General features: G+C 71.4%; 31 protein-coding genes. 14 read left to right on the plus strand and 17 right to left on the minus strand.

The features are described 5' to 3' along the window. From ACIBF7_RS02360 to ACIBF7_RS02380, 5 genes are read right to left on the minus strand one after another with little or no spacing between them, the layout of a single operon-like run. A complete protein-coding gene (locus ACIBF7_RS02360; protein ID WP_397196180.1) occupies nucleotides 1-1116 on the minus strand; it encodes an ABC transporter substrate-binding protein in 1116 nt (371 codons plus the stop codon). Between the two features lie 12 nt (nucleotides 1117-1128). Continuing rightward, nucleotides 1129-2100, minus strand: coding sequence for an amidohydrolase family protein (locus ACIBF7_RS02365; protein ID WP_397196181.1), 972 nt, complete (start codon nucleotides 2098-2100; stop codon nucleotides 1129-1131). After that, complete coding sequence (locus ACIBF7_RS02370) at nucleotides 2101-2616, minus strand: 3-hydroxyanthranilate 3,4-dioxygenase (RefSeq protein ID WP_397196182.1); 516 nt, start codon at nucleotides 2614-2616, stop codon at nucleotides 2101-2103. Then, nucleotides 2613-3047, minus strand: coding sequence for a RidA family protein (locus tag ACIBF7_RS02375; protein WP_397196183.1), 435 nt, complete (start codon nucleotides 3045-3047; stop codon nucleotides 2613-2615). Before ACIBF7_RS02375 ends, ACIBF7_RS02370 begins: the two co-directional genes overlap by 4 nt. Then, nucleotides 3044-3841 carry a 2-keto-4-pentenoate hydratase gene (locus ACIBF7_RS02380; protein WP_397196184.1) on the minus strand — a complete coding sequence of 266 codons (798 nt, stop codon included), beginning with the start codon at nucleotides 3839-3841 and terminating at the stop codon, nucleotides 3044-3046. Before ACIBF7_RS02380 ends, ACIBF7_RS02375 begins: the two co-directional genes overlap by 4 nt. Nucleotides 3842-4065: 224 nt before the next feature. Between ACIBF7_RS02380 and ACIBF7_RS02385 the strand changes: the two genes are divergently transcribed. From ACIBF7_RS02385 to ACIBF7_RS02395, 3 genes are all read left to right on the plus strand, one after another. Next, on the plus strand, nucleotides 4066-4530 hold the full coding sequence (locus tag ACIBF7_RS02385; RefSeq protein WP_397196185.1) for a VanZ family protein: 465 nt from the start codon (nucleotides 4066-4068) through the stop codon (nucleotides 4528-4530). Between the two features lie 153 nt (nucleotides 4531-4683). Continuing rightward, complete coding sequence (locus ACIBF7_RS02390) at nucleotides 4684-5436, plus strand: GntR family transcriptional regulator (protein WP_271275977.1); 753 nt, start codon at nucleotides 4684-4686, stop codon at nucleotides 5434-5436. Between the two features lie 123 nt (nucleotides 5437-5559). Further along, nucleotides 5560-5799 carry a hypothetical protein gene (locus ACIBF7_RS02395; protein WP_148035585.1) on the plus strand — a complete coding sequence of 80 codons (240 nt, stop codon included), beginning with the start codon at nucleotides 5560-5562 and terminating at the stop codon, nucleotides 5797-5799. Between the two features lie 137 nt (nucleotides 5800-5936). On the opposite strand, the gene ACIBF7_RS02400 is transcribed toward ACIBF7_RS02395, so the two are convergent. Continuing rightward, entirely contained in the window at nucleotides 5937-6935 is a 999-nt protein-coding gene (locus tag ACIBF7_RS02400) for a hypothetical protein (RefSeq protein ID WP_219542762.1), read from the minus strand. Between the two features lie 153 nt (nucleotides 6936-7088). On the opposite strand from ACIBF7_RS02400, the gene ACIBF7_RS02405 reads away from it, so the two are divergent. Next, a complete protein-coding gene (locus ACIBF7_RS02405; protein ID WP_397196186.1) occupies nucleotides 7089-7610 on the plus strand; it encodes a gamma carbonic anhydrase family protein in 522 nt (173 codons plus the stop codon). Here ACIBF7_RS02405 and ACIBF7_RS02410 read toward each other — a convergent pair. After that, nucleotides 7582-8484, minus strand: coding sequence for a hypothetical protein (locus ACIBF7_RS02410; protein WP_397196187.1), 903 nt, complete (start codon nucleotides 8482-8484; stop codon nucleotides 7582-7584). The genes ACIBF7_RS02405 and ACIBF7_RS02410 overlap by 29 nt on opposite strands. A 62-nt stretch (nucleotides 8485-8546) precedes the next feature. Between ACIBF7_RS02410 and ACIBF7_RS02415 the strand changes: the two genes are divergently transcribed. Continuing rightward, nucleotides 8547-10094: a hypothetical protein gene (locus ACIBF7_RS02415; RefSeq protein WP_397196188.1), complete on the plus strand. Its 1548-nt coding sequence runs from the start codon at nucleotides 8547-8549 to the stop codon at nucleotides 10092-10094. Between the two features lie 474 nt (nucleotides 10095-10568). Here ACIBF7_RS02415 and ACIBF7_RS02420 read toward each other — a convergent pair whose 3' ends face one another. The 7 genes from ACIBF7_RS02420 to ACIBF7_RS02450 all read right to left on the minus strand — a co-directional run bounded on the left by ACIBF7_RS02420 (nucleotide 10569) and on the right by ACIBF7_RS02450 (nucleotide 17292). Further along, a complete protein-coding gene (locus tag ACIBF7_RS02420; protein ID WP_049560737.1) occupies nucleotides 10569-10850 on the minus strand; it encodes a metal-sensitive transcriptional regulator in 282 nt (93 codons plus the stop codon). 29 nt (nucleotides 10851-10879) lie between these two features. Beyond that, nucleotides 10880-11941: a glycosyltransferase gene (locus ACIBF7_RS02425; RefSeq protein ID WP_397196189.1), complete on the minus strand. Its 1062-nt coding sequence runs from the start codon at nucleotides 11939-11941 to the stop codon at nucleotides 10880-10882. Next, a complete protein-coding gene (locus tag ACIBF7_RS02430; RefSeq protein WP_271275972.1) occupies nucleotides 11938-12720 on the minus strand; it encodes a hypothetical protein in 783 nt (260 codons plus the stop codon). The genes ACIBF7_RS02425 and ACIBF7_RS02430 overlap by 4 nt, the downstream gene beginning before the upstream one ends. A gap of 161 nt (nucleotides 12721-12881) precedes the next feature. Further along, nucleotides 12882-14990, minus strand: coding sequence for a (Fe-S)-binding protein (locus ACIBF7_RS02435; protein WP_397196190.1), 2109 nt, complete (start codon nucleotides 14988-14990; stop codon nucleotides 12882-12884). Between the two features lie 138 nt (nucleotides 14991-15128). Next, entirely contained in the window at nucleotides 15129-15713 is a 585-nt protein-coding gene (locus tag ACIBF7_RS02440) for a TetR family transcriptional regulator (protein WP_148035593.1), read from the minus strand. Continuing rightward, nucleotides 15710-16486, minus strand: a complete 777-nt coding sequence (locus ACIBF7_RS02445) for a class I SAM-dependent methyltransferase (RefSeq protein ID WP_397196191.1) — start codon at nucleotides 16484-16486, stop codon at nucleotides 15710-15712. Before ACIBF7_RS02445 ends, ACIBF7_RS02440 begins: the two co-directional genes overlap by 4 nt. Further along, on the minus strand, nucleotides 16483-17292 hold the full coding sequence (locus ACIBF7_RS02450; protein WP_148035595.1) for a sugar phosphate isomerase/epimerase: 810 nt from the start codon (nucleotides 17290-17292) through the stop codon (nucleotides 16483-16485). The genes ACIBF7_RS02445 and ACIBF7_RS02450 overlap by 4 nt, the downstream gene beginning before the upstream one ends. 56 nt (nucleotides 17293-17348) lie before the next feature. On the opposite strand from ACIBF7_RS02450, the gene ACIBF7_RS02455 reads away from it, so the two are divergent. Genes ACIBF7_RS02455 through radA form a run of 4 tightly spaced genes read left to right on the plus strand, consistent with a single transcriptional unit; the run spans nucleotide 17349 to nucleotide 20210 of the window. Beyond that, complete coding sequence (locus ACIBF7_RS02455; RefSeq protein ID WP_364229161.1) at nucleotides 17349-18047, plus strand: class I SAM-dependent methyltransferase; 699 nt, start codon at nucleotides 17349-17351, stop codon at nucleotides 18045-18047. A gap of 42 nt (nucleotides 18048-18089) precedes the next feature. Beyond that, nucleotides 18090-18464: a MerR family transcriptional regulator gene (locus ACIBF7_RS02460; protein WP_148035597.1), complete on the plus strand. Its 375-nt coding sequence runs from the start codon at nucleotides 18090-18092 to the stop codon at nucleotides 18462-18464. Then, on the plus strand, nucleotides 18461-18766 hold the full coding sequence (gene trxA, locus ACIBF7_RS02465) for a thioredoxin (protein ID WP_148035598.1): 306 nt from the start codon (nucleotides 18461-18463) through the stop codon (nucleotides 18764-18766). The genes ACIBF7_RS02460 and trxA overlap by 4 nt, the downstream gene beginning before the upstream one ends. A gap of 37 nt (nucleotides 18767-18803) precedes the next feature. Further along, entirely contained in the window at nucleotides 18804-20210 is a 1407-nt protein-coding gene (radA, locus tag ACIBF7_RS02470; protein WP_148035599.1) for a DNA repair protein RadA, read from the plus strand. 28 nt (nucleotides 20211-20238) lie between these two features. Here radA and ACIBF7_RS02475 read toward each other — a convergent pair whose 3' ends face one another. After that, nucleotides 20239-21123, minus strand: a complete 885-nt coding sequence (locus tag ACIBF7_RS02475; protein ID WP_271275968.1) for an NAD(P)H-binding protein — start codon at nucleotides 21121-21123, stop codon at nucleotides 20239-20241. An 87-nt stretch (nucleotides 21124-21210) separates the two neighbouring features. On the opposite strand from ACIBF7_RS02475, the gene ACIBF7_RS02480 reads away from it, so the two are divergent. Both ACIBF7_RS02480 and disA read left to right on the plus strand, forming a co-directional pair. Next, nucleotides 21211-21603 (plus strand): helix-turn-helix domain-containing protein, encoded by a 393-nt coding sequence (locus ACIBF7_RS02480; protein WP_271275967.1) that lies wholly within the window; start codon nucleotides 21211-21213, stop codon nucleotides 21601-21603. 107 nt (nucleotides 21604-21710) lie between these two features. Further along, nucleotides 21711-22793 (plus strand): DNA integrity scanning diadenylate cyclase DisA, encoded by a 1083-nt coding sequence (gene disA, locus ACIBF7_RS02485; protein WP_397196192.1) that lies wholly within the window; start codon nucleotides 21711-21713, stop codon nucleotides 22791-22793. A gap of 49 nt (nucleotides 22794-22842) precedes the next feature. On the opposite strand, the gene ACIBF7_RS02490 is transcribed toward disA, so the two are convergent. Beyond that, nucleotides 22843-23511: a hypothetical protein gene (locus ACIBF7_RS02490; RefSeq protein WP_187281520.1), complete on the minus strand. Its 669-nt coding sequence runs from the start codon at nucleotides 23509-23511 to the stop codon at nucleotides 22843-22845. Nucleotides 23512-23590: 79 nt separating this feature from the next. Here ACIBF7_RS02490 and ACIBF7_RS02495 point away from each other — a divergent pair, with 79 nt between their 5' ends. Both ACIBF7_RS02495 and ACIBF7_RS02500 read left to right on the plus strand, forming a co-directional pair. Beyond that, the gene (locus tag ACIBF7_RS02495) at nucleotides 23591-24457 is read left to right on the plus strand and encodes an A/G-specific adenine glycosylase (RefSeq protein ID WP_271275966.1); all 867 of its coding nucleotides are present in this window, start codon (nucleotides 23591-23593) and stop codon (nucleotides 24455-24457) included. Between the two features lie 128 nt (nucleotides 24458-24585). Continuing rightward, complete coding sequence (locus ACIBF7_RS02500; RefSeq protein ID WP_397196193.1) at nucleotides 24586-25410, plus strand: NAD(P)H-binding protein; 825 nt, start codon at nucleotides 24586-24588, stop codon at nucleotides 25408-25410. Between the two features lie 194 nt (nucleotides 25411-25604). Here ACIBF7_RS02500 and ACIBF7_RS02505 read toward each other — a convergent pair whose 3' ends face one another. After that, complete coding sequence (locus tag ACIBF7_RS02505; protein WP_271275964.1) at nucleotides 25605-26021, minus strand: cupin domain-containing protein; 417 nt, start codon at nucleotides 26019-26021, stop codon at nucleotides 25605-25607. 61 nt (nucleotides 26022-26082) lie between these two features. Here ACIBF7_RS02505 and ACIBF7_RS02510 point away from each other — a divergent pair, with 61 nt between their 5' ends. Next, nucleotides 26083-26553: a MarR family winged helix-turn-helix transcriptional regulator gene (locus tag ACIBF7_RS02510; protein ID WP_148035605.1), complete on the plus strand. Its 471-nt coding sequence runs from the start codon at nucleotides 26083-26085 to the stop codon at nucleotides 26551-26553. Nucleotides 26554-26558: the final 5 nt, after the last annotated feature.

Below are 26558 nucleotides of genomic sequence, written 5' to 3' on the forward strand. Positions count from 1 at the left end.
TCACTCCTTCGGGGGAACGGTAGCGATAACCCGATTTGTACCATTTTGGTACTGCCGGGCGTACCAGTTCTGCACCGGGTCGTGTGTTGCCGGGTCCAGCCGCAGCGGCCCGCGCGGGCTGGGTAACTCGCCGACTCCCTCCAGCTCGGCCGTCAGGTCACCGCCCCGGGCCGCGGCCCGGTCGACGAGCGACATGGCGTCCCAGCTCTGCACCGCCACCACCGAGGGGTTCCGGCCGGTCCGCGTCTGCCACTTCGCCACGAACGCGGTGTTCTCCGGGTTCTCCAGCCCCGGCGCGTACAGCCCGACGCTGACGATGCCCTCCGCGTCCGCCCCGACGGCCGCCAGCACGTCCTCGTCCGTGAGGTTCTGGCAGGTCAGCAGGTCGATCCTGGTGTCGTAGCCGAGCTGCCTGAACGCCTTGGCGAAGGCGACCGCCTCGCCCCCCGCGTAGAACGCGTACAGCAGCTCCGCCTCCGCCGGGATCCGCGCCAGGTAGGGCGCCAGGTCCGGCGTCCTGCCGTAAGGGGTGAGAACGCGTTCCAGCTTGCCGGCTCCGTACCCCTCCTCGAAGCCGTCCAGGGTCTCGACGCCGGCCGAGTAGTCGGAGGCCATCAGCACGGCGGGGCGGCGGCCGTGGGCCAGGGCGGCGTAGCGGCCCGCGGCGTGCCCGTGGGCGTGGTTGGTGAACGACACCCGGAACACGCCGGGCCCGCCCAGGTCGTCGGCCCCCGCGTTGGCCACCACGACGGGAGTCCGCCCGGCCTCGGCCACCACGGCCTCGGCCACCGGCGAGGCCAGCAGGCCGGTAATCACGTCCACCCGGTCGCGCTCGATGAGCTCCCTGGCGGCCCGCCTGCCCTGCTCGGCGGTGCCGCCGTCGTCGGCGACCACCAGCCTGGCGGGCCTGCCGCCCAGCTCGCCGCCGTGCTCCTCCAGGTACAGGCGCATGGCGCGTTCCATCTCGTCCCCGAGCGGGGCGTAGACGCCGGTCTGGGAGATGATCGCCCCCACCCGGACCTCGCCGTCCTCGTGCCGAGGCGGCTGCGGCGCGGCGCCGCCGCCGCAGCCTGCCGCCATCAGCACCACCAGCCCGACGACGGGCGGTAACCGCATGGTGAGCTCCCCTCAGCAGCCCAGGAACACCTCGGCGTTGCGGCGCATCAGCTTGGCCCGCGCCCCGTCGGTGAGGAACCCGGCGGTCCTGACCAGCTCGCCCGCGGGCGACTCGCCCAGCGGGTACGGGTAGTCGGAGCCGAGCATGACGTGGTCCTCGCCGAAGGTGTCGACCAGCAGGCGCAGCGCCCGCTCGTCGAAGACGACCGAATCGACGCCGAACCGGCCGAGATAGGCGGACGGCGGCCTTTCCGAGACGCCGACCACGTCCTTCCTGCGGTGCCAGGCGTTCTCCAACCGGCCGAGCCAGAAGGCGAACGACCCGCCGCCGTGGGCGAAGCAGATGCGCAGGGTGTCGGGGACGCGGTCGAACACGCCGCCGAGGATCATCGCCAGGATCGACAGGTGGGTCTCGGCAGGCATGCCCACCAGCCACCGCGCCATCCACCGGTCGAGCCGGGGCCCCGACGGCATGTCCCACGGGTGCACGAACACCGGGACGCCCCGGTCGGCGCAGTGGGCCAGGAACCGTACGATCCCGTCGTCGTCCAGGTCGCGGTCGCCGGCGTGGTTGCCGATCTCGACCCCCCGGTGCCCGTTGGCGAGACACCGGTCCAGCTCCTCGCAGGCCAGGTCGGGATCCTGCAACGGCACCTGGCAGAACGGGATCAGCCGGTCGCCGTCGCAGATCTCCAGCGCCAGGTCGTTGAAGACCCTGGCGATCCGCACGCCCTCGGCGGGCGGCCGGTCGTAACCGAAGAACACCGGCGTCGGCGAGACCACCTGCCGGTCCACCCCGTCGGCGTCCATCGACTCCAGGCGCACCCGGGGGTCCCAGCACTCGTGGCGGATCCGGCGGAACTCCGCGCCGCCGACGAGGATGACCGCCTCGCGCTCGGACTCCACCCGCAGGCTGGGCGCCCCCGGCCAGCCCAGGTCGGGCCAGCCCCTGGGCACGTAGTGGGTGTGGACGTCAGTGATCATTCAGCCCTTGCCCGGATGGAGCGCGCCGCAGCCCGCGCAGGTGCGCGCCTTCTCGTCGGCGTAGAACGCGTTGAACACCGGCGGCAGGTCGGCGACGATGTCGCGTACCTGCAGCTCGACCTCGTGGACCAGCGAGCCGCACTGCTCGCAGTACCACTGGAACCTCTCCAGCGTGCCCTCCGGCCGGATCCTCTCCACCACCAGCCCGACCGACCCCTCCTCGGGCCGCTGCGGGGAGTGCGGCATGGACGGGGGCAGCAGCCACATCTGCCCCTCCCTGATGTGCACGGTCTCCGGCCCCCTGCCGGTGATCACGTTGACGTGCATGTTGCCGCGGACCTGGTAGAAGAGCTCCTCGTACGGGTCGACGTGGTAGTCGGTGCGGGCGTTGGGCCCGCCGACCACCATGACGATGAAGTCCTCGGCGCCCTCGAAGACCACCTTGTTGCCGACCGGGGGCTTGAGCAGGTGGGCGTGCTCGTCGATCCACTTCGTGAAGTCGATCGGAGGGATCATGATCTCTCCAGGGGGTGATAGGCGACGGCCTGCACCTCGATCAGCAGGTGCGGGTGCGGGAGCTGGTGGACGGCCACGGTGGTGCGGGTGGGCCCCTCCTCGTCGAAGAACTCGGCGTAGACCTCGTTGTAGCCCTTGTAGTCGTTCATGTTCACCAGGTAGGCGGTGATCTGGACGAGGTCGGCCAGCGAGCCGCCCGCGGCTTTGAGTATGTCGCCGACGTTCTCGATGACGGCTCTGGTCTGGGCGCGGATGTCGAGGTCGGTGACGCCCAGCTCGTCGGCCTCGGCGCCGACGAAGGTGTTGTCCGGCCTTCTGGAGCTGGTGCCCGAGACGTACAGGAAGTCGCCGGCCCGGCGCACGTGCGGGAACCGGCCGCGCGGCGTCGCCTTGCCCTCGACCCGCAGCGCCCGGCCGCGATCGCGTGTCACGGGGAGAACACCGCCCGGACGGAGCCCAGCCCGTCGACGTGGGCCTCGAACGCGTCGCCCGGCTCGGCCGGGACCACCGGCCCGAGCGCCCCGGTCAGCACCACGTCACCGGCGCGGAGCGGGAAGGCGGTGCGGCCCAGCGCGCCGGCGAGCCACACGGCGGCGTTGAGCGGGTGGCCCATGCAGGCCTCGCCCGAGCCGGTGGAGACCTCCGCGTCCGCGCGGGTCATCCGCATCCCGGCCGACCGCAGGTCGGAGCCCATCAGCGAGGTGGGCGTGTTGCCGAGCACGAAGGCGCCGGCGGAGGCGTTGTCGGCGATGGTGTCAGGGAGCGTGATGTCCCAGTCGGCGATGCGGGAGTCGGCGATCTCGATGGCCGGCAGCACGAAGTCGACCGCCCTGATCACCTCGGCCACCGTGAACGGCCCGCCCACCAGGTCGGCGCCCATCACGAAGGCGATCTCCGCCTCGACCTTGGGCTGCAGGAAGCGCGTGATGGGGATAGGAAGCCCATCGGAATACGACATATCCGCAAAAAGCATGCCGTAGTCCGGCTGGTCGATGCCGAGCTTCTCCCGCAACGGCACGTTCGTCATGCCGATCTTGCGGCCGACCAGCCGTCGCCCCTCGTCCAGGGCCCGCCGGGTGTTGATCTCCTGGACGGCGTACGCCTCCTGCGCGGTGCCGACCAGGTCGCGCACCGGCTCGCACGATTTACCCGACCGCGCGGCCTCCGCCAACCGGTCGGCCGCGTGGCTTCGCCCGTCGACCGCCTGCGACCATTCATCGTGCATCGGGTCACTCCCGCTTGATCGTGATCGTGTCTCTTAGCATCGTCTCTCGCCGCGCCGACGCGCGCCATGCCGCTCACGCTTCCCCGGCCGGGACCTGTCCTGAGGGTCATCTTCCCGTAGCCGTCGCCTGCGGACATCATGGTCCGGTGGCGCGCACGTGGGAATTATGGGGAAACGTCATTATTGCTGGTACTTTTGCCCTTCCCCTCGCTGCTCTGGCCGTCGTGCTGCTGTCGCGCCGCCGGGCCCGCCGCGGGCACGCCGCGCCCCTGCGCACCGCCCTGGCCGACGTCGGGATCGCGGCCGGCACCGCGCCCTGGATCTGGATGATCCTCACCCCGGGAACCGGCCAGGAGGGCGTCAACCTGATCCCGTTCGCCGACCTCGCCGCGGTGGTCCGATCGCCGTGGGAGACGGCGTTCGTGCAGGTCGGAGGCAACCTGCTGGTGTTCGCCGCGCTCGGCGCGCTGCTCCCGGTGCGCACCGCCAGGATGGCCTCGCCGGCCCGCGTGGCGGCCGTCGCGGGGGCCGCCTCGCTGCTCGTGGAGACCCTGCAGTACGTCCTGCGGCTCGGCCGGTTCTCGTCCGTGGACGACGTGCTGATCAACACGGCCGGTGCGGTGGCGGCGGCGCTGATTACTCGCCGCTGGTGGGCGAAAGCCGTAACGGGCGAACCAGTTCGGGGATAACGGCTGCACAAAAACCGGCCGATGTCACCACACAGGCACACACCGCGCAAAAAGAGACTCGCGACCAACCTCCGTATCTGTGCGATCGTGGACAAGACGGGGCAAGTTCTCTGGAGACGCCAAACCCGGTTGGTGACAGAGGGTGATCTAACTGTGTCTGAATCCCCGGTACCCCAAGAACCTCCTATCTACCGCCAGATCGCCGACGCACTCCGCGACCGGATCCACTCCGGCGACCTGCGCGACGGGGACCGGCTACCAGGCGAGAACACGCTCATGACCGAGTACGCGATCGCCCGGGCCACGGCCAGGCAGGCGCTCGCGGTTCTGATCAACGAAGGTCTGGCGGTGCCGAAGCGAGGCTCGGGGGTCTACGTGCGACTGTTCAAACCCATACGCAGGCACGGCTCCCGCCGCCTGGCACGCGAACAATGGGGGCAGGGACGATCGATCTGGGACGCCGACACCCGCGGCCGCCCCTTCACCGTCGACCAGGTCGAGGTGGCCCGCGAACAGGCCCCCGACGAGGTGGCGAACGTGCTCGGCGGCCCCGACGTCTGGGTCCGCAGGCGCCGCTACCTGGTCGACGCCAGGCCCGTGCAGCTGGCCACCTCCTACTTCCCCGCGCGGCTCGTGGAGGGCAGCCCGATCACCGAGGCCGACACCGGGCCAGGAGGCGTCTACGCCAGGCTGCGCGACCTCGAACTCCCCCCGGCCCACTTCACCGAGGAGGTCCGCGCCCGCATGCCCAGCCCTCGCGAGAGCGCCCTGCTCGGCCTGCCGGCCGGCACCCCCGTCATCGTCGTCGACCGCACCGCCTACGCCACCGCCGGAATGCCCGTGGAGGTCAACGAAATGGTCCTGGACGCCGCGGCATACGTACTCCAGTACGACTTCGACGCCTGAATCAAGGGCGGATGTCAAGCGATAGGTTGACCTGTCCCCCACGATCATTGCGTTCTCTAGAGAAGTGGCGCACGCTCGAAGCGGATGGAACCTCGGCCAGGGGCTCTTGGAAGGGCGGTGTGGATGACCTTTGATCGGCATCTCGCCGAAATCGCCCGGGAGTACCCGCAGTGGACCATCTGGCGAAGCGATGCCGGCCGCTGGTGGGCCACGCGCCACCACCCGATCAGCGCCGAGCAGCGCGACGCCGGCTGTGCGATGACCATCGACGCGGACGACCCGGAAGACCTGCGCGAGCAGCTCCGGGACCAGGAGAGACGAGCCGGCGAGCCCGAGCGGCGCGCCGGCCCGGCACCTCCGTGAGCGGCGGGCGCCTCACCCGCCGCCACCACGATCCGCCCGGTGCCGGGTCCTGCGTCTCGGCGGCCCCGGCACCGGGCCACCAAGAGGGGGCACGCGTGGAAGCCTCCGACCCGATCGGGGGCGGAGGCTTCCACCCGCTACTTGCGCAGCTCCAGACGTCCCAGGTTGACGTCCGTGTCGTCCACCGACCGCTCTTCTCGCGGCTCCTCGTCCTCGACGATGACCCGCACGTCGTCCTGCTCCTGCCCGCTCGGGAGCTCCTGCTGCGCGGCCGGCGGCGCGATCGCCTCCGGCACCAGCGGGCCCGCCCCCGCCTCCTTGCGCATCAGGTCGCTGAGCACCGAGTTGACCTCGTTCAGCCTGCGGACCACCTCGTTGTGGGTGTTGCTCAGGTACTCCACGCGGCGGCCGGCGTGCTCGTCGAGCGAGGCCACCCGCTGCTGCGCCGCCGCCAGTGACGCCTCGGCCTCCGCGCGGGCGGCCTCCACCGTCCGCTCCGCCTCGGCCCGCGCCCCTGCCATGGTCTGCTCCGCCTCGGCCGTCGCGGAGGCGACCATCCGCTCGGACTCCTCCCGGGCCGCGGTGACCGTGCGCTCGGCCTCGGCCTGCGCCTCACGCACCCGGGTCTCCGCCTCGGCGCGCGCCGACGAGCGGGCCTCCTCGGCGTCGGCCCCGGCCTGCGCCAGCATGCGCTCGGCCGCCTCGGTGGCCTCGGCGACCCGCCGCTCCGCCTCCGCCTGCGCGGAGGTGAGCATCTTGTCGGCGGTCTCGCGGGCCGAGGTCAGCAGCCGGTCGGACTCGGTCTTCGCGGACTCGCGCAGGGCGCTGCTCTCGGCCTCGGCCTCCTCCCGCATGGCGGTGGCCTCTTCGTGGCCGAGCTTGAGAATCTGCTCCAGCCGGGTGCTCGGGTTGAAGTTCTGGGGCACCTCGGCGATCTGCCGCCTGGCCTCCGCGAGCTCGACCCGGCTCTGCTCGGCCTGGTCGATCGCCCGCGCCAGCCGCTCCTCCAGGTCCCTGATCTGATTGCCGGTCCTGGCCATGTAGTCGTGCACCTGGCGGCGGTTGTAGCCGCGCATGGCCACTTCGAAGGTGTCGTCCTGCATGAGGTCGGGGATGCTGTCGTGCCGTTGTGTCATGGGGATTACCTAATTCGCGTGAGGCGGGGGATAACTGCGGATTGTGAGGGTGTGACGACGAGACGTCAGTAATCGACTTTCCTGCCAACTGCCCACACCCGCAACCGGAATGCCAGAGCCGGGCAGGAAACGGCGGGAATTACGATGGGTCAGATGTACATCGCTGCATTGGACGACGGGGCGGCCCCGGAGATCCACCCGGACGCGTACGTCGCCCCTGGCGCCGTCGTGGTCGGCAGGGTCTCGATCGGCCGGGCGTCGAGCATCTGGTACGGCTCCGTTCTCAGGGCGGACAGTGAGCGCATCGAGATCGGTGAGGAGTGCAACGTCCAGGACCTGTGCTGCCTGCACGCCGACCCCGGCGAGCCAGCCATCCTGGAGCCCCGGGTGAGCCTGGGGCACAAGGCCATGATCCACGGCGCCCACGTCGAGTCCGGCGCGCTGATCGGCATCGGCGCGATCGTGCTGGGAGGGGCCCACGTGGGAGCCGGCACGCTCGTCGCGGCGGGCGCGCTGATCGGGCCCGGCAAGAAGATCCCGGCCGGCGTGCTGGTGGCGGGGGTGCCGGGGAAGATCGTACGCGAGCTGACCGACGACGACCGGGCGTCCTTCGCCCGCACGCCCGACACCTACATGGCGGCGGCGCTCAGGCATCGGCGGGCGTCACCACTTTGATCAGCACCTCGTCCGAGACCGACGCGGTGTTCAGCGGGTCGGCGTAATCGGGCAGCTCCGGCCGGAGGAACCGCACGTAGTCGACGGTCATCTTCAGGTCGGGCTGCCCCTTCACCTGCTTGGCGTTGCCCTTGACGTGGTCCTTCTTGAGCGCGTAGTAGCTGTCCCAGTCGGTGTACGCGACCATGCCCCACTGCAGCACCTCGGGGAACTCGGTCGGCCAGCGGTCGGCCACCTTCCACTCGCCGCCCTCCTCCTTGTAGAGCGCGGCGCACACCCTGCCCACCCGGGCCAGCACTAACTCCGTCCAGCCGCTCTTGACGGCTGTCTCCTTGGGCTTGGAGCTGCCGTCCCTGGTGTACTTCGACTCCAGCCGGCCGGTCCTGTCGGTCGTGCCTGTGGTGATCGACACCCAGTTGGCGTTGTCGTACGAGTCCGGCACCCGGGCCATCAGGCCGCCGAGCGAGAACTTGCGCCTGGGCTTGCCGCCGCTCCTGCCCTCGACCTTCACCCTGGCGTGCATGACGATGTCGCCGGCCAGGTCCTGGTAGACGAACGGGCCGCGGAAGCCGTCGAACCAGGCGGAGGTCTTGGGCTCCAGGTACATGGCGCCCTTGGCCGTCTTGCCGACGTCCATCTTGGCGAGCCGGTCGACGTCCTTCTCCTTCTCGCTGAGCTTGAGCCACATCGACAGGTCCTTGGCGGACGCGAACTCGGTGGAGGCGCCGCCAACCTCGCCGCCCGGCGTGGGGGGCTGGGCCTTCTCCAGCGTGAGCACACCGGGCCCCTCCAGCGGCGGCTGGGCCGCCGTGATCGTCCCGCACCCGCTCACCACACCCACGACCGCCATCATGCCCGCCAGTCTCGCCCTCATAGCGGACATTCTGCCGTGTACTGCCAACCTTCGGTTACGGACGGACTACTACGATGGCCGCCGTGCGCCCCTGGAATGCGTTCACCGCCGCGGAGGCGGAGATCCGCGCGATGGTCGACGACCCGCGCTGGCAGGGGCTGCCCGGCGACACCCGCGCGCACGCGATCGCCGCCAGGACGCTGGTGACCCGCGACGGCGACCGGTGGCTGTTCGGCGCGCACGCGCGCTGGCACCTGCACGACCCGGCCGACGGCCGCTGGCACCCCGCGCCGCCGCCCCGGCGCATCCGCGCCCGGCAGGTGGGCCACTCCCCGGCCGCGCTGCCCCCGAAGATCATCCCCGGCGGCCCCGACTTCGCCGCAGAGCCGGGCTCCACGCAGGCCTTCGTCGGCCCGGACGTGCCGCCGAAGCTGTGCGAGCGCGTCAACGACCTGCTGCGGGCCAACTGCCGCAGGAGCGAGCTCGACTATCCTCTCGCCGCCTTCGACGACGTCTTCGCCTCCGACGTGCCCAGCACGGTGGCGGCCATCTGGGGCACGATCATGTGGTGCGCGTACGCGCCGGCCTTCGACGGCAACGAGCGGCTGATCACCATGTTCGGCCAGTTCCTGCGCCGGTCGCTGCCGGGCGACGAGTGGGTGCGCTGGCTGCCGGCGCCGCCGCTGGCGGGCCTGGTCGCGCTGGTTGGCGAGCGGCTGCGGGCCGGCCACCCGCGCACCGCGCTGCGCCTGGCCGCGCTGATCGCCGACACGGCTCACATCCTGCTGTCCGACACCCGGTTCAGGCCGCGCGCGCTGGCGCTGCTCACGATGGTGGAGCCCGAGCTGCGGAAGCCGGGGCTGGACGACCACGCGGCCGCGCGCGGGGACCAGGAGCTGCGCCGGGCCTGGCTGCGCCGCTGCCCGCCGCGGCTGGCCCGGGCGGTGATGGCGGAGACCGACCCGGAGGCCCACCTGTCCCACACGGTCTACGACCTCGTCGAGGCGCTGGCCTTCACGACCGACCCGCCGCGGGCCGCCGCCGCCTATCTGGCGGACCTGTCCGACTCCAAGGGGCTGCTGCCGCCCCGGCTCGACCACCGGCTCCGTCACGCGTACGAGGAGCTGCTGCGGGCGGGCCTGACGAGCACGTCGGCGGGCGAGCGGACCGAGCCGGAGGGTTTTCCCGTGCGGCCCTCCGGAGGCTTTTCCGGTCAATACCGGAACCCCGATAACGAGTCGTTTACCGGCCCGCTCACCGGCTCCGGCCCGCTCCCCGTCCCGGGCGGCCCCGTTACGGGAACGGGGGGCATTCCGGGGCCCAATAAGTTGAGTACAGGTCACATTTCGGAAACGACTCCGGACGACACCGGCACGCGGCGGCTCCGGCTGCCGGGGGCCGGTCCGCCCGACCTGCGGGGCGGGTTCACGCACGTGCGCGACGAGGCCGGCACCGGCATGATGCCACCCGACCGTGCCAGTACGGCCGCGGTGCTGGGAGCCGCGTACGCGGTGGGGCTGGCCTGGCATCGGGTGTCCGGGGCGCGGGTGCCGGAGCGGGGGTTCGCGGGGTCGGCCGCGCTGGTGCGCCGCCTGGTCCTGGAGCGCGACGACCCCATGAGTCACACGTAAACCACTAATGCCGCTATTTCACCCTAACTCCGCCTATATCGTTCTAACACTTAAGATCACGCGTTATTAGCTGAATTGTGATCTCTACCCGGGGAAATGATCCCCTTGGGGCCTCATCGGCGACGAAAGGAATGACTCCGATGGGCCATGTCGCCGGAAGGGCCCGCGCCGTAACCTCGGAGAGGGTGTGGGCTGCGGAAGGAAGGACGACGCGGTGGGGCACGAAAACTTGGACACTCGGGTCCATGACCGTGTCGCGTTGGACGAGATTGCGCTCTACGCCGAGGTGCTCACCGCCGTCGCTGTCAGCGAGCGGCGGCTGACCTTGGACGAGCTCGACGACGCGCTCGGATTGCGGACTTCGGCGAGTCGCTGAAGACGATCACATGACTTGGTCCCGGACTCCCCCAGGGGTCCGGGACATGTCATGTACGGGGTGGCTCACGATGACTAGTCCTCCCGGGGGCGGCCCTCCTACGAACGGACGAGTCGCGCGATCGCGGCCGAGGCCTCCTTGACCTTCGCGTCGGCCTCCGGGCCACCGGTGGCGATGGCGTCGGCGACGCAGTGGGAGATGTGCTCCTCCAGCAGCCCCAGCGCCACCGCCTGCAACGCCCGCGTCGCGGCGGAGACCTGGGTGAGGACGTCGATGCAGTAGGCGTCGTCGTCGACCATGCGCTGCAAACCCCTGATCTGCCCTTCGATGCGCCTGAGCCGCGTCAGATAGGCCTGCTTGTCTCCGCTGTACCCATGCATACATCTAAGGTACCCGCTCCGGGTATCACTCAGCGGAGCCCCGCGAACAGCTTCTCCCACTGCTCGCCCACCTCGTCGGCGGCGTGGCGGATGGCCGTGTCGAGCGCCCCGGCGGCCAGCGAGCGCCGCCTGCGCTCGTCGCCGATGAGCGCCAGTATCGCCCCGGCGAACGCCCGCTCGTCGGCCTCGGGCACCAGCACGCCGTTGTAGCCGGTGGCCACGAACTCGGCGGGCCCGTGGGTGCCCTCGAACGCCACCACGGGCACCCCGCACCCCATCGCCTCCAGCACGGTCATGCCGAGGTCGGCGGTGTGGGAGGTGTTGGCCACGATCGACGCCTTGGCGAACTCCCCGGTCAGATCGGGGGTGGTGCCCATGAAGTAGACGTGGTTGTGCAGGCCCAGCTCGTCGACCAGCGCGCGCAGCCGCCGCTCCTCGGGGCCGCTCCCGTACAGCCTGAGCCGCCAGTCGGGGCGCTCGGCGGAGACGACGGCGAAGGCGCGGATCAGCCTGTCGTACGACTTGGCGGCCACCCAGCGGCCGCCCGCCGCCACGATGCGGTTGTCCATCCGCGAGCGCGGCCACGGCGAGCCGGGCAGCGCGTCGGGGATGGCGTGCACGTGCGGCCCGGAGTCGAGCAGCCTGGCCCACTCCTCGCGGGCCGGCTCGGTGGCCGCGACGACGGCGTCCAGGCGCGGGTAGAGCTTCTTGACCGGGCCGGGCACCGCCGGCCTGCCCCACTCGCGGGCGATGCGCAGGATCTCGCGCGGGGCGTGCCGCGCGGCCTGGACGCTGAGCCCCGGCCTGGCGGTGACGAGAACGTCACTTCTGAGTGAGCGCAGCATCCGCCACAGCGCCACCTCCGTGCGCACCTGCCCCTGTGGGAACAGACGCCGGACGCCTGGCCTCACGTCGATCACCGAGCGCATGGTCACGCCCGCGGCGACCGGGAAGAACGGCTTCTCCTTCTGCCTCCTGAGGCTGATCACCTCGACCTCGTGCCGCTGGGCCAGCGCGCCCGCGAGGTTGAGCGCCGAGCGCACGTCTCCCCGCATCGCGTACGCGGAGGAGAGCAGGAAGGTGACCTTCACCCGCCCACCTCGATGCGCAGCTCGTCGTCGGCGGTGTAGGAGGGCTTGATGGGCACGCCGTCGATGCGGGCCGACGGGTAGTGCAGGCGGCGCCGCTTGCCGTCGACGTCGTCGAGCCAGCCGCCCAGCCGCAACGGCTCGCCGACCCCGTCCACCTCCAGCGACGGCTCCCACGTACCCGAGGCCTCGGGGTCGGCGGCGAGCACGTCGACCAGCGAGACCGCGGCGTGGAAGCGCACACCCTGGACGGTGGCGTTGGCCGACACGCGCGCGCCCGTCTGCCTGCGCTGCAGCGCCAGCATGGCCTCGTGGCGGGAGTCGTCGTCCTCCAGGCCGGTGTAGGCGAGCAGGCCGGTCACCTCGAAGCGGCCCTCCCTGAACCAGACCGCGCGCACCTCCGCCACGGGCGCGGCGTCGTCGATCTTCAGCGCCAGATAGCCGTTGCGGGTGCGGTAGGAGCGGTAGGCGAGCGTGCGCTTGCACAGCGCGTACGCGTCGAGATGGTCGAGCGAGAAGCCGGGGTCGATGCTGCGCAGCCTGTTGCGTTTGCCCTGGTGGCGCAGGTAGGCGTCCCAGCGCCCGGCGGTGAGCAGCAGCGGGGCCAGCGACACGGCGACGGTGGCCTCGCGCGCGACGGCGCCCGGCGTGCCGAGCGTCACCTCTCGCTCCACGCCGCTGGTGCGGTGGCGCAGCACCAGCTCGGTGCCGCTCTTCAGCGGCTCCTCCATGGCGAGCCGGAGGGAGAGGACGTCGGCAAGGGTGACTTCGGAGTCTGTCACGACAACGCTCATCACGAGCCCCCCTCCCCGTCGAATAGAGCCATGCGACGTTGAGGTTACCGTGATTTACCCGTTATGTGGATGCCGGATTTCCGGCGATCACCCCCTTTGACCGGCGAAACTCCTCCACAGACACCTGTGGAGGAGTTTCACTTTCCGGGTCAGACGGGGGTCTTCACCGATTTGATCAGGAGCTGCGCGACGTCGACGACCTCCAGCGACTCCTTGGCCTCGCCGCTGTTCTTCTTCTCATTGATCGCGTCCCCCAGCATCACCATGCAGAACGGGCACGCGGTGGAAACCGTGTCCGGATCCGTGGTCAGCGCCTCGTCCACCCGCTCGGTGTTGATGCGCTTGCCGATCCGCTCCTCCATCCACATCCGCGCCCCGCCCGCGCCGCAGCAGAAACCGCGGTCCTTGTGCCGGTGCATCTCCTGCGTCTGCACGCCGGGCACCTTGGACATGATGTCGCGGGGCTGGGAGTAGACCTTGTTGTGCCGGCCCAGGAAACACGGGTCGTGGTAGGTGATCTTCTCCTCGATCGGCGTGATCGGGGTCAGCTTGCCCTCGTCCACCAGCTTGGCCAGCAGCTGGGTGTGGTGCACGACCTCGAACATGCCGCCCAGCTGCGGATACTCGTTGGCCAGCGTGTTGAAACAGTGCGGGCAGGTGGCGACGATCTTCTTGACCCCGGCCTCGTTCAGCGTCTCGATGTTCTGCTGGGCCAGCATGTTGAACAGGTACTCCATGCCCAGCCGACGGGCCGGGTCACCGGTGCACGCCTCCATCGGGCCGAGCACCGCGAACTTCACCCCGGCGATGTGCAGCAGCTCCGCCACCGCCTTGGTGGTCTTCTTCGCCCGGTCCTCCAGCGCGCCGGCGCAGCCCACCCAGAACAGGTACTCGGCGTCCTCAGGCATCTTCTCCTCGACCAGCTCGACCTCGAAATCGAGCTCGGCGATCCAGTCGGCCCGCTTCATCTCCGACATGCCCCACGGGTTGCCCTTGTTCTCCAGGTTCTTCACCATCACCCCCGCCTCCGACGGGAACGACGACTCCACCATCACCTGGTAACGACGCATGTCGATGATGTGATCGATGTGCTCGATGTCCACCGGGCACTGCTCCACACACGCGCCGCAGTTCGTGCACGACCACAGCACGTCCGGGTGGATCACACCCTCCTCGCCCACCAGCGGCTTGTTCAGCAGCGCCAGCACGTCGGTGTCCTCGTGCCCGTTGCCCCCGTTGGCGGCGGCCATCAGGTACGGCGCCACCGCGAAGGCGTGGTCACGCTGGTCCAGGATGAGCATCTTCGGCGACAGCGGCTTGTCGGTGTTCCACGCCGGGCACTGCGACTGGCAACGCCCGCACTCGGTGCAGGAGTAGAAGTCCAGGAACCCCTTCCACGTGGTGTCACCGATCTTGCCCCGGCCCAGCCGCTCCGGATCCAGGTCCTCGTCCTCGAAGTCGACCGGCTTGCCGTCGACGCGCATCTCCGGCACCGCGCCCATGCCGTCCGGGCGGCGCGAGAACAGCACGTTCAGCGGCGCGGTGAAGATGTGCAGGTGCTTGGAGTTCACCACGATGATCAGGAACACCAGCATGAAGCCGATGTGCAGGAGCAGCGCGATCTCCTCCAGCAGCCCGCTGGCCGGCAGCACCTGGCCCAGCGGGATCGACACGAACGCGCCGGAGGAGTACGGCAGGTTGCCGTTGGCCGCCGCCGCGCCGCGCGCCAGGAACAGCGTCCAGATGATGTTGAAGATCATGAACAGCACGAGCCACGCGCCGCCCAGGTGCGAGCCGGAGAACCGCGACCCGCGGCCCAGCTTGGCCGGCGACTCACGCAACCGGATGATCGCGAAGGCGACCAGGCCCAGCAGACACGCCACCGCGATGAAGTCCTGCAGGAACCCGAGTACCGGCCACTGCCCGATCAACGGGATGTGGAAGTTCGGCCGGCCGGTGATCGCACCCTGGATGATCGCGCCGTACGCCTCGATGTAGACGGTCAGCAGAATGAAGAACGCCCACATGACGAAGAAGTGCGCCACCCCGGACGGCGTCCACTTGAGCAGCTTCTTCTGGCCGAGCACCTCCACCAGCTGCGTCTTGATCTCGGCGCCGGCGTTGTCCTTGGCGTACTGCACGCGCTCGGGGGCCGGCGGGCCCACCGTGGCGAGCTTGAACAGGAACAGAGCCCTGCGGCCCGCGACGGCCACCGCCACGACGGTCATCACGAGCCCGATGATGGCTACCCAGAGCACGGGTCCTCCCACAACGACGTTGTTTGTCAGCGTACGGTCACCCCGCTGACCTGGCCCCGCCGGGATCCTACCCGCGAGTAACTTCCTGGAGGTAACCGAGTTTCACCTTATGGTGAGGATCAGCTCCAGAACAATGCTCTACAGTGTGAGATAGCGCTGAATCGTCGGCGCCAGCAGCTCCACCAGTTCCTCGGGCTCGGCGCTCGCCATGGGCTCCAGCCGCAGCACGTGACGGGCCACGATCACCCCGAACATCTGCGAGAAGGCGGCCTCGATCCGGAGATGGGGGATCCCGAGGTGGTCGGCCACCCTGTAGAGCAGGGCGTTGGTGATGAACTCGCGGAACAGCACGCGCGACTGCTCGTGGGTCATGGCTGAGCGGACCAGCGCGATCATCGGCTCACGGGTCTCGGGATCACCGGTCACCGTGAGCATCATGGTAACCAGCCGCCTCCCGAGCTCTTCACGGGGGCCGTCGAGCAGCACCGAGACGACCAGGTCAGGCGTGATCGGCAGCCGCATCGCCGCCGCGAACATGCCCTCCTTGGTGTCGAAGTAGTGGTGGACCAGCGCCGGGTCGACCTTCGCCTCCCTGGCGATGCCGCGCACCGTGGCCTTGTCGAAGCCCTTCTCGGCGAAGACCTTCCGGGCCGCCGCGAGGATCTCCCCGCGCGTGTCGGCCGAGCCGGGACGCCGCCCCGGACGCCTCTTGATGGTGCTCACCGGCCTACCGCCAGGTAGACCCGCATCGGCACCGACACCACGTCGTCCGGGAACTCACGGCGCAGCTCCGCCCGCTGCAGCTCCACCAGCGCGTCGGCCTCGGCTTCCGGCATCGCCGCCATGTACGAGTGAGAACGCAGGTCGAGCAGGAAGTCCTCGATCCCGACCAGGCGGGTCCACGGGATCCAGCGCTCCTCCACCACCTCGAACGCGGCCGCGATCGGCGGCACCGACCACTCCTCCGTGGCCGGCCCCCAGTAGGTGGGGCACGCCCCGGCCAACCGCTCCTCGTGGGCGGCCAGCCACTCGGCCTGGGCCGCGTGCGCGAAGTTCCAGCAGGCGGCGACAGCCCCGCCCGGCCGCAGCACCCGCCTGGCCTCCTCGATCGAGGCCACCGGGTCGAGCCAGTGCCAGGACTGGCCGTACGTCACCAGGTCGGCGGACCGGCCCGCCAGCGGCAGCGCGTTGCCGTCGGCCCGCACCGCGGCCACCCCCGCCGTGCCCTTGGCCCGCAGCCTGGCGAGCATCTCCGCGCCCGGATCGACCGCGACGACCCGGGCGCCGCGGGCGCGCAGGGCGTGCGTGAGCTTCCCGGTGCCGGCCCCCACGTCGACCACCGTGGCGCCGCCGAGCGGCACGCCGGACACCTCCACCAGCGCGTGGTAGAGCTCGTCGGGATAGCCGGGCCGGCCGGCGTCGTACGCGTCGGCCACCCGCTCGAACGCCAGGCCGAGTTCGCGGCTCGGCCCCGTGCGCAGGCGCTCATGGGTCATGTCGAGGCCGCCAGGTAGAGCCGGGCGAAGGCGAGCGCCTCGGCCAGGTCGTCGATGCGCTCGGAGCGGCTGGCCGCCTTGCGGGTGTTGATCTCCAGGACGACCAGGCCGTCGTAGCCGTTGCGGGCCAGGCGCTCCAGCATGGGCGCGCACGGCTGGTTGCCCCTGCCGGGCACCAGGTGCTCGTCCTTGTTGGTGACCCCCATGCCGTCGGCCAGGTGCAGGTGCGCCAGCCGGTCGCCGAGCTTGGTCGCCATGTCCATGGCGTCGGAGCCGGACACGGCGGTGTGCGACAGGTCGAGCGTGACGTGCGGGAAGTCGTAGTCGGTCGGGTTCCAGTCGGGCGAGTAGGGCACCACGTCGTTGCCGCGGGCCCTGAGGGGGAACATGTTCTCGACCGCGAAGATCACGTCGGTCTCGTCGCGCATGCGGGCCAGCCCGACCTCGAACTCCCGGGCGTAGTCGCGCTGCCAGCGGAACGGAGGGTGCACGACGACGGCCGAGGCGCCGAGCCGCTCGGCCGCCTTCTGCGCGCGGACCAGCTTGGCCCACGGGTCGCGCCCCCACACCCGCTGGGTGACGAGCAGGCAGGGCGCGTGGATGGCGAGGACGGGCACCTCGTAATGGTCGGAGAGCCGCTCGATCACGTCGATGTCCTGGCTCACCGGGTCGGCGCCGACCATGATCTCGACACCGTCGTAGCCCAGCCGGGCAGCCAGCTCGAACGCATCAGGCGTGCGTTCCGGATATACCGAAGCGGTGGACAATGCGATCTTCGCATTGGGCACGCGGATGACATCAGCCACGTTGCCAGCCTAAGCCGGATGTCCCGTGCCGGCGCGCCACCCCGTACGGTTGTCGCATGCCCAGGACGGTCCGAGGCGCGATCCCGAGCCCCAACATCTGGAACACACCGCAGGTGTACGAGCTGGAGAACCGCGCGGTCGACCCCGACGACATCGCCGGCGCGGCGATGCGGAAACTCCGGCCGTGGCAGGGCGCGACCGTGCTCGACATCGGCTGCGGCACCGGCTACCACCTGCCGGGCTACGCCGCCGAGGCGGCCCGGGTGATCGGCGTCGAGCCGCACCGCGACCTGGCCGCCGCGGCCCGCCGCCGGTGCGCCGCGCTCCCGTCCGTCGAGGTGCGCGAAGCCGCCGCCCAGGACCTGCCGCTGCCGGACGCCTCGGTCGACGTCGCGATCGCGCGCTGGGCGTACTTCTTCGGGCCCGGCTGCGAGCCGGGCCTGCGCGAGCTGTCGCGGGTCGTACGGCGCGGCGGCGCGGCCTTCGTCCTCGACCTCGACGCCACCGGGGGCGCGTTCGGCCGGTGGTTCCAGCGCACGGTCCCCGCCTACTCCGCGCCGAAGGTGGAGGCGTTCTGGGACCGCCAGGGCTGGCAGCGGCGGCGGCTCGACCTGCGCATGGTCTTCGAGCGGCGGGCCGATCTGGAGGCGGTGCTGCGCATCGAGTTCGCCCCCGAGGTGGCCGAGCAGGCCATCGCCGAGACGCCGGGCCTGGAGCTGGCCTATCCCAACGTGCTCCGCTGGCGCTACTTCTGAGCGCTTGACCTTGACGCCGGTGTCAACGTTTACCTTGAGCGCATGCGCATCGGAGAGCTGGCCCGGCGGACCGGGGTGAGCACCCGCTCGCTCCGCTACTACGAGCAGCACGGGCTGTTGCGCGCCCACAGGAGCGCCAACGGCTACCGCCACTACGCGGAGGCGGACGTCCGGCTCGTGTCGGAGATCCGCGCCCTGCTGTCGGTCGGGTTCACGCTGGAGGACACCCGCCCGTTCGTCGACTGCCTGCGCTCGGGCCACGACAGCGGCGGGTCCTGCCCCGAGTCGATGGCCGTCTACCAGCGCAAGCTCGCCGAGATCGACGACGAGATCCGGCTGCTGCTGACCCGCCGCGCGGAGGTCGCCGCGCAACTCGCCGGATCGTGCGAAGGCTGCTTCTTCAGAGGAGACACATGATCACGCTCACCACGGACAACTTCGACGAGCAGGTGCTCGGCGCGGGCAAGCCGGTGCTCGTCGACTTCTGGGCCGAATGGTGCCCGCCCTGCAAGATGATCGCCCCCGTGCTGGAGGAGATCGAGGCCGAGCACGGGCTGACCATCGGCAAGCTCGACACCGACCACCACCCCGAGATCCAGGCCCGCTACGGCGTCATGAGCCTGCCCACGCTGCTGCTGTTCGAGGACGGCCGGCCGGTCAGGCAGATCGTCGGCGCCCGGCCCAAGCGCATGCTCGTCAAGGAGCTGGGCCTGGCGTAGCGGCGGCTTGTCGGTCCGGCCCGCTAGCCTGCTCGCCATGGCCAAGACTGCGCAGAAGCCCGGATACCGCTGCGCCGAGTGCGGCTGGCGCACCCCCAAGTGGGTCGGCCGGTGCGGCGAGTGCCAGGCGTGGGGCACCGTCGACGAGGAGGGCGGCCGCGCCGGCGCGCACGTCGTCCAGGCCGGCGCCACCACCGCCCCGGCGATGCCGATCGGCCAGGTCAAGGCCGAGATCGCCGCGGCCCGCACCACCGGCGTCGGCGAGCTCGACCGGGTGCTCGGCGGCGGCCTGGTGCCCGGCGCGGTCGTGCTGCTGGCCGGTGAGCCCGGCATCGGCAAGTCGACACTGCTGCTGGAGGCCGCCGCCCGCATCGCCGAGCGCGAGACCGTCCTCTACGTCACCGGCGAGGAGTCGGCCGCCCAGGTCCGGCTCCGCGCCGACCGCATCGGCGCCATCCGCGACCGCCTCTACCTGGCGGCCGAGACCGAGCTGTCGGCGCTGATCGCCCACGTGGAGAAGATCCAACCCCGCATGCTCGTGGTCGACTCGGTGCAGACCGTCGGCTCCGCCCAGGCCACCGGCGTCCCCGGCGGCGTCACCCAGGTCCGCGAGGTCGCGGCCAACCTCGTGCGGCTGGCCAAGGAGCGCGACATGTCGACCGTCCTGGTCGGCCACGTCACCAAGGAAGGCTCCATCGCCGGCCCGCGCACCCTGGAGCACCTCGTCGACGTGGTGCTCAACTTCGAGGGCGACCGCCACTCCCGGCTCCGCATGGTACGCGCGATCAAGAACAGGTTCGGCCCCACCGACGAGGTCGGCTGCTTCGACCTGCACGAGCGCGGCATCGAGGGCATCACCGACCCCAGCGGCCTGTTCGTCTCCCGCCGCTCCGACCCCGTCCCCGGCACCTGCGTGACCGTCACGGTCGAGGGCACCCGCCCCCTGCCCGCCGAGGTCCAGGCCCTGGTGGCGCGCACCGAGGCCCAGCAGCCGCGGCGCACCTCCTCCGGCCTCGACACCTACCGCGTCCAGATGGTCCTCGCCGTGCTGGAGCGCCGGCTCAACGCCCGGCTGGGCGGCTGCGACGTCTTCACCGCCACCGTGGGCGGCATCAAGCTCAGCGACCCGGCCGTCGACCTGTCGGTCATGCTCGCCGTCGCCAGCGCCGCGGGCGACAAGCCCCTCCCGGCGGGCCTGGTCGCGCTCGGCGAGGTCGGCCTCGCGGGCGAGCTCCGCCCCGTCAAGGACGTCCGCCGCCGCCTCACCGAAGCCGCCCGCCTCGGCTTCAAGCGCGGCCTGGTCCCGGTCGGCTCCCTCGACGAGGGCACCCGCAAGCCCAACGGCCAGCGTTCCCTCGTCCCGGTCGGCCCGGTCGCCTTCGCCCCCGGCTTCGAGGTCGTCGAGGCGGAGAACGTCTGGGACGCCCTCACCCACGTGACCTGACCCGTACCTCTGAGGACCTGAGGGGGCGCTAGCCTCCCAGGGCCGACTTGACCGCCGCCGTGACCAGGTCGCGCACCGGCCGCGGCGCGTCCAGGAACGCCGTCAGGTCACCGCCGCGGCTCTCCAGCAGCCCCGCGCCGATGTTGGAGAACGTCGACATCGTGTGCCCCACCTGGTAGGGCTCCAGCCCGGCCAGCGACGCCCGCGTCTCGCCCAGCGGCGCCGGCCGGTACTCGACGGGCCGGCCGAGGGTCTCGGCCAGCGCCTCGGCGAGCTCCCGCCCGCCGACCGCCTCCACGCCCTCCAGCTCGTACGTGCGGCCCGCGTGCCGCCGCTGCGCCCCCGACGCCCCCGACGTCAGGTCCTCCTGCGCCTCGGCCGCCACCCGCACGGCCACGGCGGCCAGGTCGTCGCGTGCGACGGCCGACAGCCGCCCGTCGCCGAGCGGCGCGGCGAACACCCCGCTCGCCGCCGCCGCGGCGGCCCCGGCCACGGCCAGCCCGGCCGGGATCTCGGCGTACAGGCCGTTGCGCAGGACGGTGACGTCGAAGGGCGCCTCGGCCAGCCGCGCCTCGGTCCAGCGGTGCGCGAGCGCGATCGTGAGCCGCTCCCCCGAGCCGGCCAGGCTGGTGTAGATCACGTGCCGGACTCCGGCGGCGGTGGCCGCCCGCACCACGGCGCCGTGGCGGGCCAGCACGACGTCGTCCTCGGCGTACCCCGCCGAGACGAACACCAGCACGTCCACGCCCGCGAAGGCCGGCTCCAGCGTTTCCGGCCGGTCGAAGTCGGCGAGCCGCACCACCGCGCCGTCGCCGGAACTGCTGGCCCCGACCGTCACCAGCCCGTCCACGGCCCGCAGCCCGGCGAGGATCGCACTGCCGAGTTTCCCCGACACGCCGGTGACGAGAATCATGAGACCACTCCTGTTGTTGAGGTGCGCGAAAAGGTGAATGACGCCCAGCATGGGGCGTCCGGGCGCCGACTTTAAGGAGGCACTTTCATGTCAGTCGCGAACACGGAGGTAACCCCCCAGGCCCCCGGGCCGTGCGGGGATGACGACTGCGGCATCCGCGATGTGCTCGACCGTCTCGGCGACAAATGGACGGTGCTGGTGATAGTGGAGCTGGCCAAAGGCGTGCGGCGGTTCAGGGAGCTGCAACGGGCGATCCCCGGCATCTCGCAGCGGATGCTGACGTTGACGACACGGCGGCTGTGCCGGGACGGGCTCGTCGAGCGGACGGCGTACCCCACGATCCCGCCGCAGGTCGAGTACCGGCTGACGCCGGTCGGCCGGAGCCTCGCCGAGACGGTCGAGCGGCTGGCCGACTGGTCGAGGGAGCACAGGGACACCATGGCGGCGGCCCGGGAGCGGTGGGATGCCGCCGGCCGTTGAACCCGGACCCGGGTGACTCGCTACCGTGGTATGACCCGCCCAAAGGCGGAGGAGAGAGTGAGACGGCGCGGCTAAGCTGGGCTTGACTATTTCGACACGGGGGTCAGGTGCCAAACGACAGGAGTCTTGACGACCGCCGTCGCGAAGCCCTGGCCGCGGTGGCCCCGGGCACACCACTGCGCGACGGTCTGGAGCGGATCCTGCGCGGGCAGACAGGCGGCCTGCTCGTTCTCGGCTACAACAAGATGGTCGAGCGCCTCTGCAGCGGCGGCTTCCATCTCGACGTCGACTTCTCCGCCACCAGGCTGCGCGAGCTGGCCAAGATGGACGGGGCGATCGTCATCAGCGACGACCACAAGATCGTGCGCGCCGCCGTCCACCTGGTTCCCGACCCCACCATCCCCACCGACGAGTCCGGCACCCGCCACCGCACCGCCCAGCGCGTGGCCAAGGAGACGGGCCTGCCGATCATCGCTATCAGCAAGTCCATGCGGATCATCGCCCTCTACCTCGACGGCATCCGCTACGTGCTCGAAGAGTCGGCCGCGATCATGTCCAAGGCCAACCAGGCCCTGGCCACCCTGGAGCGCTACAAGCACCGCCTCGACGAGGTCTCCGGCACGCTCTCCGCCCTGGAGATCGAGGATCTGGTCACCGTGCGCGACGTGGCGGCCGTGGCGCAGCGGCTGGAGATGGTCCGGCGCATCTCCGACGAGATCAAGGGCTACGTGGTCGAGCTCGGCACCGACGGCAGGCTGCTGTCCCTGCAGCTCGACGAGCTGGTCTCCGGCGTCGACTCCGAGCGGGAGCTGGTGGTGCGCGACTATCTGCCGGCCCCGTCGAGCCGCCGCCAGCGCCGCCTGTCCGACGCCCTGCACGATCTCGACGCGCTGTCCGGCAACGAGCTGCTCGACCTGACGGTGGTCGCCGGCCTGCTGGGCCACAACGGCGGCGACAAGCTCGACAGCCCGGTCAGCCCGCGCGGGTTCCGCCTGCTGGCCAAGGTGCCCCGGCTGCCCGCCACCGTGGTCGACCGCCTGGTCAACCACTTCGGCAGTCTGCAGAAGCTCCTGGCGGCCAGCATCGACGACCTCCAGGCCGTGGGCGGCGTCGGCGAGTCCAGGGCCCGCAGTGTCCGCGAGGGGCTCTCCCGCCTCGCGGAGTCCTCGATCCTGGAGCGCTACGTCTGACCAGACGCCCCCCGTACGCCTCTGAGACGTCCTGTGAGCGGCGACGGGCTCAGCGGAGATGGAAGACGCCCTTCGGGCTCTTGTGCTCGCCCAGGCGCGCCACCACCACGTACGTGCCAGGAAGGGCGGCGGGCGGGTCGGCGCGGCAGCTCCCGCTGGAGCGGCGGCGGTTCCAGTCGAGGGTGCGGACGTAGGGCACGCCTCGCTGCAGCTCGCGCGTCTCCGTCCCCGGGCCGCTGACGCAGTCGGCCGTGGACCAGATGCGGTCCTCGCCCGAGGTGATGCGGATCTCCAGCGCCCGCGGGCCGACGTCGGCCTTGCACATCACCGGCCCGGTGTTGACCACGGTGACGATGAAGTGCGGGCGCGCGCCGCTCGCGTAGATCTCCTGCTTGCCCTGGAGGTGGAGCACGAGGTCCTTGTCGTCGCAGGGCTCGCCCGCGCGCCTGGCGCGCGGGGTCTTGCTCGGGCTGGGCGTCGGTGACGGGCTGGCGGTGCCCATGGCCAGCGTGCGCAGCCCCGCCAGCAGCGGGTCCGTGACCGGGGCGGGGCTGGGGGAGACCTGGGCGTCGGACCGCTTCTCCGGGCCGCCCGAACTGGAGCAGGCCCACGCCACCACGGCAACGACCACGAGCACTCCGATGAGCAGGCTCATGCGCCGCCGCCAGTAGACGTCGCCCCCGATTCCCGAGTCTCCGCGCATGGTTTCCGGATCCATGCCGCCAGGATGGGTAACCATCCGGTGACGCGTCGTGACGACACGCCGGACCTTGCCATCTCGTCATACGCTGGGCTGCGTGATCGAGCCGAAACTCCTACACCTTCCCATTCTGGAGTGGTACGAAAACAACGCCCGGGACCTCCCCTGGCGCACCCCTGACCGGACCCCGTGGGGAGTGCTCGTCAGCGAGATCATGCTGCAGCAGACGCCGGTGGCCCGGGTGCTGCCCGTCTGGCACGAGTGGATGGCCCGCTGGCCCACTCCGAAGGCGCTGGCCGCGGAGCCCTCCGGCGAGGCCGTGCGCGCCTGGGGGCGGCTCGGCTACCCGCGCCGGGCGCTGCGCCTGCACGCGTGCGCCACGGCCATCACCGAGCGGCACGGCGGCGAGGTCCCTTCCGACCACGCGACGCTGCTCGCCCTGCCGGGGATCGGCGAGTACACCGCCGCCGCGGTCGCCGGCTTCGCGTTCGGCGGCCGGCACGCGATCCTGGACACCAACGTGCGACGGGTGTTCGCGCGGGCGGTACGGGCCGAGGAGTATCCCCCGACGGCCACCTCCGCCGCCGAACGCCGCCTCGCGGAGGCACTCCTGCCCGAGCTGGGCGCGCCCCGCTGGGGAGTGGCGGTGATGGAGCTGGGGGCGCTCGTCTGCACCGCCCGCGCCCCCCGGTGCGAGGGCTGCCCGATCGCGGGGGTGTGCGCGTGGCGGCTGGCCGGCAAGCCGCCGCACGCGGGTCCCGCCCGCAAGGGTCAGACGTACGCGGGCACCGACCGCCAGTGCCGCGGGCGCCTGCTCGCGGTCCTGCGCGCCGCCCACGGGCCGGTGCCGAAGGCGGCGCTGGACGCGGTCTGGGAGGACGCCGTGCAGCGCGAGCGGGCGCTCGACGGCCTCGTCGCGGACGGCCTGGCCCAGGTCCTGGAGGACGGCACGTACTGCCTCTAGCCAGGAACGACGATCTGCCTCTGGGCGGGAACGACGATCGCGTATGAATCCGCGACAGCTGAGCATGGGCCGTCGCGCGCCTTCCTCCTACGGTTGACGATCAGTGAGTCCTTCGGGGAGGGAAAGAAGTGTCACAACGGATTCTGGTGACGGCGGCGACCGGCACGGTCGGGCGCCACGTGACGGCGCGGCTGGCGGAGGACGGGGCCGAGGTGCGGGCACTGTCCCGGACCCCGGCGGGCTTCCCGCCCGGCGTCCAGCCCCTGCGCGGCGACCTGTCGGCGCCCGGTTCGCTGGCCCCGGCGGTCGACGGCGTCGACGCCGTGTTCCTGATCTGGCCGTTCGCCTCGGTGGACGGGCTGGAGGCGGTGCTGGCGCTGATGGCGGGGCACGCCCGCAAGCTGGTCTACCTGTCTTCCGCCACGGTGCGCGAGCACGAGCGGCGGGCCGAGGGCCTGATCGAACGGTCCGGTCTGGAGTGGACGGTCCTGCGCCCGCATGCCTTCGCGGCGAACGCGTCGCGCTGGGCCGGGCAGATCCGCGCCGGGGACATGGTGCGCGAGCCATACGGCCGGGCCGCCATGTCGCTCGTCCACGAACAGGACATCGCCGCGGTCGCGGTCGCGGCGCTGCTCCAGGAGGGGCATGAGGGCGCCGTCCACGAGCTGACCGGGCCGGAGTCGCTGACCCAGGCCGATCAGGTGCGCGCCATAGGCGAGGCGGTCGGCCGGCCCGTACGGTGGGAGGAGGCGCCGCCCGAGGAGGCCCGGCAGCGGATGCTCGCCCGCGGCTGGCCGCCCCACGTGGCCGACGACGTCCTGCGCGCCCAGGCCGCGATGACCGCCGGCCCTGCGCCGGTCACCACCACGGTCGAAAAGGTCACCGGCACTCCGGCCCGCACCTTCCGCTCCTGGGCCGAGGCCCACACCCACCTGTTCCGACCCACGCCCTGAGGCTGGCCACCGGGCCCAGGGCACCCACACCTTCCACTCCTAGGCCGAGGCCCACACGCACCTGCCGTGAGGCGGGCCACCGGCCCCAGGGCCCCCTCCTGGGCCGACGCCCACACGCACCTGCCGTGTAGCCGGCCACCGGGCCCAGGGCACCCTCCTGGGCCGACGCCCACACGCACCCGTACTGAGGGTGGTCACCGGGCCCAGGGCAGGGGCATGCTGCGGGTGCCTTCCGGTACGAGGTCGCAGGCGTCCGGGGTGTCGAGCCCGTCCGGGTTGTAGACCTGGACGCCCGCGGGGGCGGCCACGATCGCCGCGAAGCCGTGCCGCTCGTCGGCGAACAACCGGCGCAGCGCGCCGGCGGGCAGCACCATGGTGTCGCCCGCCTCGACCTCGACCCGTTCGCCGCCGAGCTGGACGGTGCAGCGGCCCGCCAGCCAGGTCCACACCGACTCGGTGTCGAAGGCGTGCAGCGGGCCCGCCGTGCCGGGCTTGGCGTCCACGCGCCACACGGCCTGGCGGGACTCGCCCTGGGTGGGCGAGGCGAGCGTGGTCATGGTCCCGTTGGGCGTCTCGATCCTGCGTGCCCGCGCGTCGCGGATGACGGTCATGGCAGGTGCTCCTCTAAGATAGACAACGTCATTGTCTAGATAGTGAACCAGGTTGTCTATCGTGTCAAGCACACCCCCGGGGTTCGAACTCCCGCTCCGCCTCTTCCTGGCCTTCCGGGTGCTCATCGACGAGCTCCACGCCGAGCTGGGCCGTCAGGGACATCCGGACATCCGGCCCATGCACGGCTTCGTCATGCAGGCCATCGGGCCCGACGGCACGACCGCGGTCGACCTGGGCCGCACGCTCGGCGTCACCAAGCAGGCCGCGGGCAAGACCGTCGAGGCACTCGAACGCATCGGCTACGTCGAACGCACCCGCGACCCCGCCGACACCCGGCGCAAGATCGTCCGTCTGACCCCGTACGGCATGGACGCCCTCGCCCGCTCGGCCGCGATCTTCGACGACCTGCGCGCCCGCTGGGCCGCCGAGCTGGGCGAGGACCGGCTGCGGGCGCTGGAGGCCGACCTCCGCACAATGACCCCCGCCAACCTGTGGCGCCTCGACATCCCGGGCTGGTTCGGCGCCCCGTGAGGCGC

Origin of the sequence: Nonomuraea sp. NPDC050478 (assembly GCF_044458265.1) — a bacterium.
In the GTDB taxonomy this organism is placed as follows: domain Bacteria; phylum Actinomycetota; class Actinomycetes; order Streptosporangiales; family Streptosporangiaceae; genus Nonomuraea; species Nonomuraea ferruginea.

Excerpts from the sequence above, each read along its gene's own strand:
- ACIBF7_RS02360 (WP_397196180.1), bottom strand. The coding sequence starts at position 1,116 with ATGCGGTTACCGCCCGTCGTCGGGCTGGTGGTGCTGATGGCGGCAGGC.
- ACIBF7_RS02365 (WP_397196181.1), bottom strand. The coding sequence starts at position 2,100 with ATGATCACTGACGTCCACACCCACTACGTGCCCAGGGGCTGGCCCGAC.
- ACIBF7_RS02370 (WP_397196182.1), bottom strand. The coding sequence starts at position 2,616 with ATGATCCCTCCGATCGACTTCACGAAGTGGATCGACGAGCACGCCCAC.
- ACIBF7_RS02380 (WP_397196184.1), bottom strand. The coding sequence starts at position 3,841 with ATGCACGATGAATGGTCGCAGGCGGTCGACGGGCGAAGCCACGCGGCC.
- ACIBF7_RS02395 (WP_148035585.1), top strand. The coding sequence starts at position 5,560 with ATGACCTTTGATCGGCATCTCGCCGAAATCGCCCGGGAGTACCCGCAG.
- ACIBF7_RS02400 (WP_219542762.1), bottom strand. The coding sequence starts at position 6,935 with ATGACACAACGGCACGACAGCATCCCCGACCTCATGCAGGACGACACC.
- ACIBF7_RS02405 (WP_397196186.1), top strand. The coding sequence starts at position 7,089 with ATGTACATCGCTGCATTGGACGACGGGGCGGCCCCGGAGATCCACCCG.
- ACIBF7_RS02410 (WP_397196187.1), bottom strand. The coding sequence starts at position 8,484 with ATGAGGGCGAGACTGGCGGGCATGATGGCGGTCGTGGGTGTGGTGAGC.
- ACIBF7_RS02420 (WP_049560737.1), bottom strand. The coding sequence starts at position 10,850 with ATGCATGGGTACAGCGGAGACAAGCAGGCCTATCTGACGCGGCTCAGG.
- ACIBF7_RS02445 (WP_397196191.1), bottom strand. The coding sequence starts at position 16,486 with ATGACCCATGAGCGCCTGCGCACGGGGCCGAGCCGCGAACTCGGCCTG.
- ACIBF7_RS02455 (WP_364229161.1), top strand. The coding sequence starts at position 17,349 with ATGCCCAGGACGGTCCGAGGCGCGATCCCGAGCCCCAACATCTGGAAC.
- ACIBF7_RS02460 (WP_148035597.1), top strand. The coding sequence starts at position 18,090 with ATGCGCATCGGAGAGCTGGCCCGGCGGACCGGGGTGAGCACCCGCTCG.
- trxA (WP_148035598.1), top strand. The coding sequence starts at position 18,461 with ATGATCACGCTCACCACGGACAACTTCGACGAGCAGGTGCTCGGCGCG.
- radA (WP_148035599.1), top strand. The coding sequence starts at position 18,804 with ATGGCCAAGACTGCGCAGAAGCCCGGATACCGCTGCGCCGAGTGCGGC.
- ACIBF7_RS02475 (WP_271275968.1), bottom strand. The coding sequence starts at position 21,123 with ATGATTCTCGTCACCGGCGTGTCGGGGAAACTCGGCAGTGCGATCCTC.
- ACIBF7_RS02480 (WP_271275967.1), top strand. The coding sequence starts at position 21,211 with ATGTCAGTCGCGAACACGGAGGTAACCCCCCAGGCCCCCGGGCCGTGC.
- ACIBF7_RS02490 (WP_187281520.1), bottom strand. The coding sequence starts at position 23,511 with ATGGATCCGGAAACCATGCGCGGAGACTCGGGAATCGGGGGCGACGTC.
- ACIBF7_RS02505 (WP_271275964.1), bottom strand. The coding sequence starts at position 26,021 with ATGACCGTCATCCGCGACGCGCGGGCACGCAGGATCGAGACGCCCAAC.